Origin of the sequence: Paenibacillus sp. DMB5 (genome assembly GCF_001517085.1) — a bacterium.
Lineage (GTDB): Bacteria > Bacillota > Bacilli > Paenibacillales > Paenibacillaceae > Paenibacillus_AQ.
This window is the reverse complement of record NZ_LRAC01000153.1, coordinates 36977-43641: the sequence shown is the minus strand read 5'-3', so window position 1 is coordinate 43641 and position 6665 is coordinate 36977. Positions and strand designations below refer to the sequence as shown.

Below are 6665 nucleotides of genomic sequence, written 5' to 3'. Positions count from 1 at the left end.
CTAAATGAGCGAAATGAGAGGCAAAAATGCCTTTGTTTTATTTCCCGCAGGTGGCTGAATGTGCGAAATGAGAGGCAAAAATGCCTTTGTGCGGCTAGATGGCACAAGTATGCGAAATAAAGGGATATTTCCCTTTAAGTAAGCTCAAGCGTGCCACAAAACCGGCTAAGTCCGTACCGGTCCCATCAGCATCCCTCCCAGCAGATGCAAAAAGCGGATACCCCACATAAGGGGTATCCGCTCCACTGCCTACAAAGTAAACTCTAGGCTTCCATCTTCTGCGCCGTGTAGAGCCGGTGGTAAAGGCCCTTGCGTGCGAGCAGCTCCTCGTGCGAGCCGCTTTCGGCTATGCCTTTGTTAGCCACGTACATAATGCGGTCGCAGTTCTTCACGGTCGACAGGCGGTGCGCGATGATGAACGAGGTGCGGCCTTTAAGCAGCTCGTTCAAGCCCTTTTGGAGCAGGCGCTCGGTTTTGGCGTCGATCGAGGAGGTCGCCTCATCCAGGATGAGAATGCGCGGGTCGGCCAGCAGTGTTCTGGCGAACGAGATGAGCTGCCGCTGTCCCTGCGAGAGCTTGGAGCCGCGCTCATTAACCTCGGTCATGTAACCCTGCTCGAACTCGCGGATGAATTCATCGGCGCAGACGGTTTTGGCTGCAGCAATGACTTCCTCCTCGGTGGCATCGAGCTTGCCGTAGCGGATATTGTCCAGGATCGTTCCCGAGAAAATAAAGCTGTCCTGCAGCATGATCCCCATCTGGCTGCGGAGGGACTTCATAGTCACCCCGGCAATGTCCTCGCCGTCGATCAGAATCCGGCCGCCGGTGAGGTTGTAGAACCGGGAGATCAGATTGACGACGGTGGTTTTACCGGCACCGGTCGGCCGACCAGGGCCACGCTTTCGCCGGCCTTGACGTCAAAGGAGATGTTCTCCAGAATGTTCAGGCCCGGATCATAGGCAAAGGTCACATCATCGAAGGTCACTTGCCCGCGTACCGGCGGCAGTGCTTTTGCTCCCGGAACGTCGCTGACCGTGACCGGCTCATCCAGCGTTTCGAAGATACGTTCCAGATAAGCGACGGCGTTGATGAAGCTGTTGTACAAGTTCGATAGGTTAAGAATCGGCTGCCAGAAGCGGGCCGCGTAGCTGCTCATCGCGAGAATGACCCCGAAGGTGACATCCTGCGGGCTAAGCGTCAGCAGGCCGACCAGATAAATCAGCGTCATAACTGTCGTAGCCAGATTATCGACGGTGAACGGGATCAGCGAGTTATAACGCAAGGCCTTCATCCATTCGGTCCGGAAATTGCCGGCGAGTCTGGTGAAGATGCCTTCATTGCGCTGCTCACGCGAGAACATCTGCGTGACGCCGATTCCGCTGATGCTCTCTTGCAGATAGGCGTTCAAATTGGAGCTCTTATTGGAGACAGCCTGCCAGGCGCGGCGCTGCTTGTTTTTGATCAGCAGCATGATGCCCAGGAATACAGGCAGTCCGGCCAGTGTCACGAACGAGAGCCGGACATCGACCGCGAACATGAAGGCGGCGATAAATATCAGGTTCACAATCTCCAGAATAAAGTTGATAATCCCGTTGGAGAGCACATCAGAAACGGCGTTGACGTAGTTGACTACCCGGATCAGGATTTTACCCTGCGGACGGTCGTCATAATACTTGAACGGCAGCTCCTGCAGATGCTTGAACAGATCCGTCCGGATGTCAAAAATAATATCCTGCCCGACCTTCGTCATAATCCGCGAACGGATTGTTGCCAGCACAACACTGACCACAATCGTCAGGAGCATTAGTGCCGACCAGCCGACCAGCGCACCCTTGGCTTTGGCCGGTATGGTCACGTCAACGACATGCTGCATGATCAGCGGTGCCGACAGCGAGATGGCTGCCGACAGGGCACTCAGGAGGAATGCAATAATCATCGGTTTCTTTTTCCGCCGGATATAGATCATGGCACGCCGGAAATGCTTAATATTAAATGGCGATTCCAGATTCTCATCGACGTCAAATTTATTCCTTGCCAATCTGGCTCACCTGCCTTCCAATACCTTCGTTTTGCAGCATAAACACATCGTAATAGTAGCCCCGCTTCGCCAGCAGCTGGGCATGGGTACCTTCTTCAATCAGGCGGCCGCGGTCAATAATCAGAATACGGTCCGCTTCGCAGGTGGTAGATACCCGCTGGGCGATGATGATCTTCGTGCAAGGATACTCCAGTTCACGCAGACTGCGCTGGATATGCTCCTCTGTCTCCAGATCGACCGCAGAGGTCGTATCATCAAGAATCAGAATCGGACGGTGCACCGCAAGTGCCCGAGCCAGCGCAATACGCTGCTTCTGTCCGCCGGATAGACCGACGCCGCGCTCACCGACTACCGTATCGTAGCCTTCCGGCATTTTGGTAATAAAGTCGTGGGCTGCAGCCAGCCGTGCATATTCCATTGCATCCTCTTCGGGCAGATCAGGGTCGCCGTAAGCAATGTTGCCGTCAATGGTGTCAGAGAACAGCAGTACATCCTGGGTAGCCATTCCGATATTGCCACGCAGCTCATCGAGCTCCAGATCGCGCACATCTACGCCGTCCACCAGCACCCTGCCTGAGGTTACGTCATAGAACCGGGGGATCAGATTGATGATGGTTGTCTTGCCCGCACCGGTCGAGCCCATAATGGCGACGGTTTCACCAGGCTCTACAGTGAAGCTGACATCATCAAGGACGAGAGCGCTGTCATATTTGAAACGGACGTTCTGGAATTCAATGCGTCCTTCGTACCGGCGCTTCTGCACAGGATTATGCTCATTGGCGATCGAAGGTTTGGCATAGTAGATGTCGACGATTTTGGATAAGCTGGCAAAAAAACGCTGAATATCATTAATAATAATACCGATATTGCGCATCGGGTTCGATATCGCCCAGATCAGGGAAGAGAAGGCGGCAAATTCGCCGAAGGTAATTCTTCCGTCAATGAGGAACAGCCCGCCTGCGATCATCAGGATGACGTTAAAGGCCTGGGCAAAGCTCTCCAGATAAGGAAAATAATCAAGCCAGACGAGCGCAGCCTTTTTATTGGCCGTAGAATAATTAATGTTCTTGTCTGTAAATTTCTCAATCTCAAACGCTTCGCGGGCAAATGCTTTAACAACACGGTTCCCGGAGATATTCTCTTGTGTGGTCGTGTTCAGCTGCGACAGCCGTTCGCGCAGGTCGATATACATCGGGCGTACGCGCTTAGCAAATATGTAGGCCACAATAAAAATCGGCGGTGCCAGAATCAGCATCCATAACGTCAGCTCCGCATCGATTGTGAAGAAGTAAATGACAGCGGCTGCAAAAATCGTCACGGACTCAATAATCGTCTTGAAAATCCACGCCATCGAGTGCCGCACCATGTCCAGGTCACCGGTCATTTTGGTCATAAGGTCACCGGTACGGTTACGGTCGTAATACTCCCGGTCCTGCCCCTGGATTTTGTTGTACAGATAAATACGGATGTTGTACATCATGTTCTGCGAGGAACGCTCATACTGCATTGTTGTCAGATAAGCAAGACCGGTACGCAGCAGGGAAAATCCGATCATGCCCAGACATAGGGCAATCAGCAGCCCGCGCTTATCCGTCAGATTCTGGACGGCCTGATCACCGGCAATGAACGTGTCGACGATGCGCTGACTGATGTACGGGTTGACAATGGTAAGCGCGGAGCCTACCACCGAGAGGCACAGTGCCAGAATGTACCGGGTCCGGTTACCCTGCAGGTTCTGCCACAGCCACTTAAGCTCAAACATTTCATCACCTGTTTCTGTTTGTTCTGTTGTACGTTACCATGCTGAAAACGAATAAATCAGAGTGATTATAACACAATAAATGGCCAGTGCCCGTTATCGGGAAAATTTGTTGTTACAATCAATTGAACGGGTTAAAAAGCATAATCATCATCGCAGAATTCCCGCCTGAACTCCATGTGCAGAATATTTATATTCAACTTTTACCTTGCATATTTCAATAAGCCTATCCACTATTAAAAGGGTATAAATTCCAAATGGGGGCGATGTTTGTTGGGAGATTGGATAATCCGGAATGTGGATAACGGGGACGAGGGGACAGTTGCGGCATTTGGCTTTGCACTGCATATGCATTATCTGTATCATGGTGATTTTGAGCAGAAGAACATGTTTTTGGCTGTAAAAGATAACGAAGCGCTCGCACTCGCCCATTTGACGTACCACGATACGTTCCACGCTGCCGGACATGACGATGACCCGGGATTTATACGCTATCTTACCGGTGAGATCAGCTTTGGCGGCGGGGAAGAAGATGAAGCGGTTAAGGATGCTCTGCTAGATACGCTGATTGCCCGTTCAAGGGAGATTAAAGCGCAGTATCCGGAGAAGCGGATTGTGCTTAATCAATATATTGATACTGATAATCTCGGGGAGCAGGGCTATTACCTGAAACGCGGTTTTACCGTTTACGAAACGATCGTTATTTTAAAATATGATCTTACCCGCCCGGTACCCGTATATCCTCTGCCGGAGGATGTGCAAATCCGCCCATTTCTTTTAAATAATGATGAGGCCCGGGAGAAATACCATCTGGCTGAGCAGGCCTCCTTTGACGGAGTAGCCTGGAGCCTTAACCATCTGGCCTGGATGCAGGGCACTCCAGAAATGGTGAACTTCTGTGCATTCAGCGGAGATCAGTTTCTGGGCAACACCTCCACATGGAGAATTGGCGATGGTCACAGCGCAACAGAGAATGTTTTTGTCATTCCGGAGTGGCGTAGCCGGGGTATTGCCCGGAACCTGCTTTGCGCAGCACTCTCGTACCTGAAGGAGCAGGGCAAGTCCATCGCCACCCTGGGCACCTACGGCACCAATAAAAAAGCCATCCGGCTCTACACCCGGCTCGGCTACGAGCTGGACGGATTCCGGCTGACGCTGGGTTACGAGATTGATTAACATTCGGCCAAACTAGAACAGCACTAAAGGGACTGCGTCCTTCCTAAGCGGGGGCACAGTCCCTTTTTATGCGCCGATCGAATAAGATCAGTTCGAAGATGAAGAAGTAGCAGCGGCAGAAGAGGCGGCGGCTACAGCGATGGCAGTCTGCTGGGCGATGACGATATTGGTCAGGCTGGTGGAGAGCGCTGAGGTCAGAATACCGCTTTTCACATCCTCAATAGATTTGTAGGATACCAGGGCTGCACTTAGCAGCAGCAGCTCCTGCTTGGTAATGGACCAGCTGCCGAAGCCTTTCTGGGTCCTTAGATAGTCATGGGTATCTGAGATATCCTGTACAAGCGACTCATCGTCTGCCGGAAGCAGAGACAGAACCCCGAGTGAGGAGAGGGTATACTCCTTATCCATCCGGATGCCTCTGTGGCGGAAGGCATCGCGCAGGGCAAGCACCCGGGCTGCAGCCTCCGGTGTATCCCCGCCCAGGGCCAGGACCTGTGTCAGCGCCTGCACGCTGTTGCCGGACAGGAATTCCGGCTTCAGCTCGGCGTAAAGCTGTTCCATCCGGGCAGCCCCGCGTTCCGGCTCAAGATCAGACAGCGCCAGCATGGCGGCAAAGATATAATCATCCTGTCCGGTCAGAAAACGGTGGTACTCTTTCATACTGTCATAGAAAAGCCGGGTTCGCTCAGCGATACGCTGATGCTGATCGGCCGCCGAGTTAGCGGCAATCTGGTATGCGGCGACAACGAGAAAATCCGAGGCCCGCAGCTTTCGTTCTTTAAGCAGGTCATAGACGGCGAGAGTGTCGGATAACAGCGTCTTTTGGTCTCCCGATAGCGACAACAGCGCTGCAATGCAAACGGACAGGTTCCCTCTAAAAGTAGAGAACAGGCCGGTTGAGCTTTTAATCAGCTCATTGCTGTCACGGATAGCCTCGGTGTCTATGGTTTTATTATCTGCCGTATACAGCAGTGCAGCCAGACGGTTGATCTGTCCGCTTTTCCAGGCAAAAGCCTTTTTGATAAGCTGTGTATTACTGACGAATAAATCTAATGTGTTTACAAATGGCTCCTTCATATGCGGCTCCCCTCATCTAACACAGATATAATCTCACATGAAATATTTTACTATATTGGACGTGCGGACTGCGATGATTTAGATATTTTTTGAAACCCCTTACCCATGATTATGGAAGTTCTTTTTGTTACGGTATGCTAGAATAAGAGAGCTGCTGTTAAGCACAGCAATGGAACCCAATGGAAATGGAGACATGGAATAATGAATGAATTGCCGATTTGTCCGCAGTGCAGCTCAGTGTACACCTATGAGGACGGGACGCAGCTTGTGTGCCCGGAATGCGGGCATGAGTGGACTGCCGGAGCAGAGAGCGGGAGCAGTGAGGATGTTAAGGTGGTTAAGGATGCCAACGGGAATGTGCTGAGTGACGGAGACTCCGTAACGGTCATTAAGGATCTGAAGGTCAAAGGGAGCTCCTCCGTACTGAAGATCGGCACTAAAGTAAAGAACATCCGGCTGGTGGAAGGCGATCATGACATCGACTGCAAAATCGACGGTTTCGGCGCGATGAAGCTGAAATCGGAGTTTGTGCGGAAGGCATAATAGTCCCGGATAGAAGATAAAGCTGCAGGTTAAACTGCAGCTTTTATTTATTTCTTGAAGCAGGTCTGGGGA

4 protein-coding genes and 1 pseudogene are annotated in these 6665 nt (G+C 51.8%); 2 read left to right on the top strand and 3 right to left on the bottom strand.

The features are described from left to right. Positions 1–263: 263 nt before the first annotated feature. Positions 264–2038 (bottom strand): annotated as a pseudogene (locus AWJ19_RS27610) (ABC transporter ATP-binding protein). After that, entirely contained in the window at positions 2025–3800 is a 1776-nt protein-coding gene (locus AWJ19_RS27605) for an ABC transporter ATP-binding protein (protein ID WP_068728409.1), read from the bottom strand. Before AWJ19_RS27605 ends, AWJ19_RS27610 begins: the two are co-directional and overlap by 14 nt. Positions 3801–4070: 270 nt before the next feature. On the opposite strand from AWJ19_RS27605, the gene AWJ19_RS27600 reads away from it, so the two are divergent. Then, positions 4071–4973: a GNAT family N-acetyltransferase gene (locus AWJ19_RS27600; protein ID WP_068728408.1), complete on the top strand. Its 903-nt coding sequence runs from the start codon at positions 4071–4073 to the stop codon at positions 4971–4973. A gap of 87 nt (positions 4974–5060) precedes the next feature. Here the strand turns inward: AWJ19_RS27600 and AWJ19_RS27595 are convergent, their stop codons facing one another. Beyond that, entirely contained in the window at positions 5061–6050 is a 990-nt protein-coding gene (locus tag AWJ19_RS27595; RefSeq protein WP_068728407.1) for a DUF4003 family protein, read from the bottom strand. Positions 6051–6251: 201 nt separating this feature from the next. Between AWJ19_RS27595 and AWJ19_RS27590 the strand changes: the two genes are divergently transcribed. Beyond that, the gene (locus AWJ19_RS27590; protein WP_068728406.1) at positions 6252–6593 is read left to right on the top strand and encodes a zinc ribbon domain-containing protein YjdM; all 342 of its coding nucleotides are present in this window, start codon (positions 6252–6254) and stop codon (positions 6591–6593) included. The last annotated feature ends 72 nt before the right edge of the window (positions 6594–6665 follow it).

Coding starts and splice junctions, on each gene's coding strand:
- AWJ19_RS27590 (WP_068728406.1), top strand. CDS start 6,252: ATGAATGAATTGCCGATTTGTCCGCAGTGCAGCTCAGTGTACACCTAT.
- AWJ19_RS27595 (WP_068728407.1), bottom strand. CDS start 6,050: ATGAAGGAGCCATTTGTAAACACATTAGATTTATTCGTCAGTAATACA.
- AWJ19_RS27605 (WP_068728409.1), bottom strand. CDS start 3,800: ATGTTTGAGCTTAAGTGGCTGTGGCAGAACCTGCAGGGTAACCGGACC.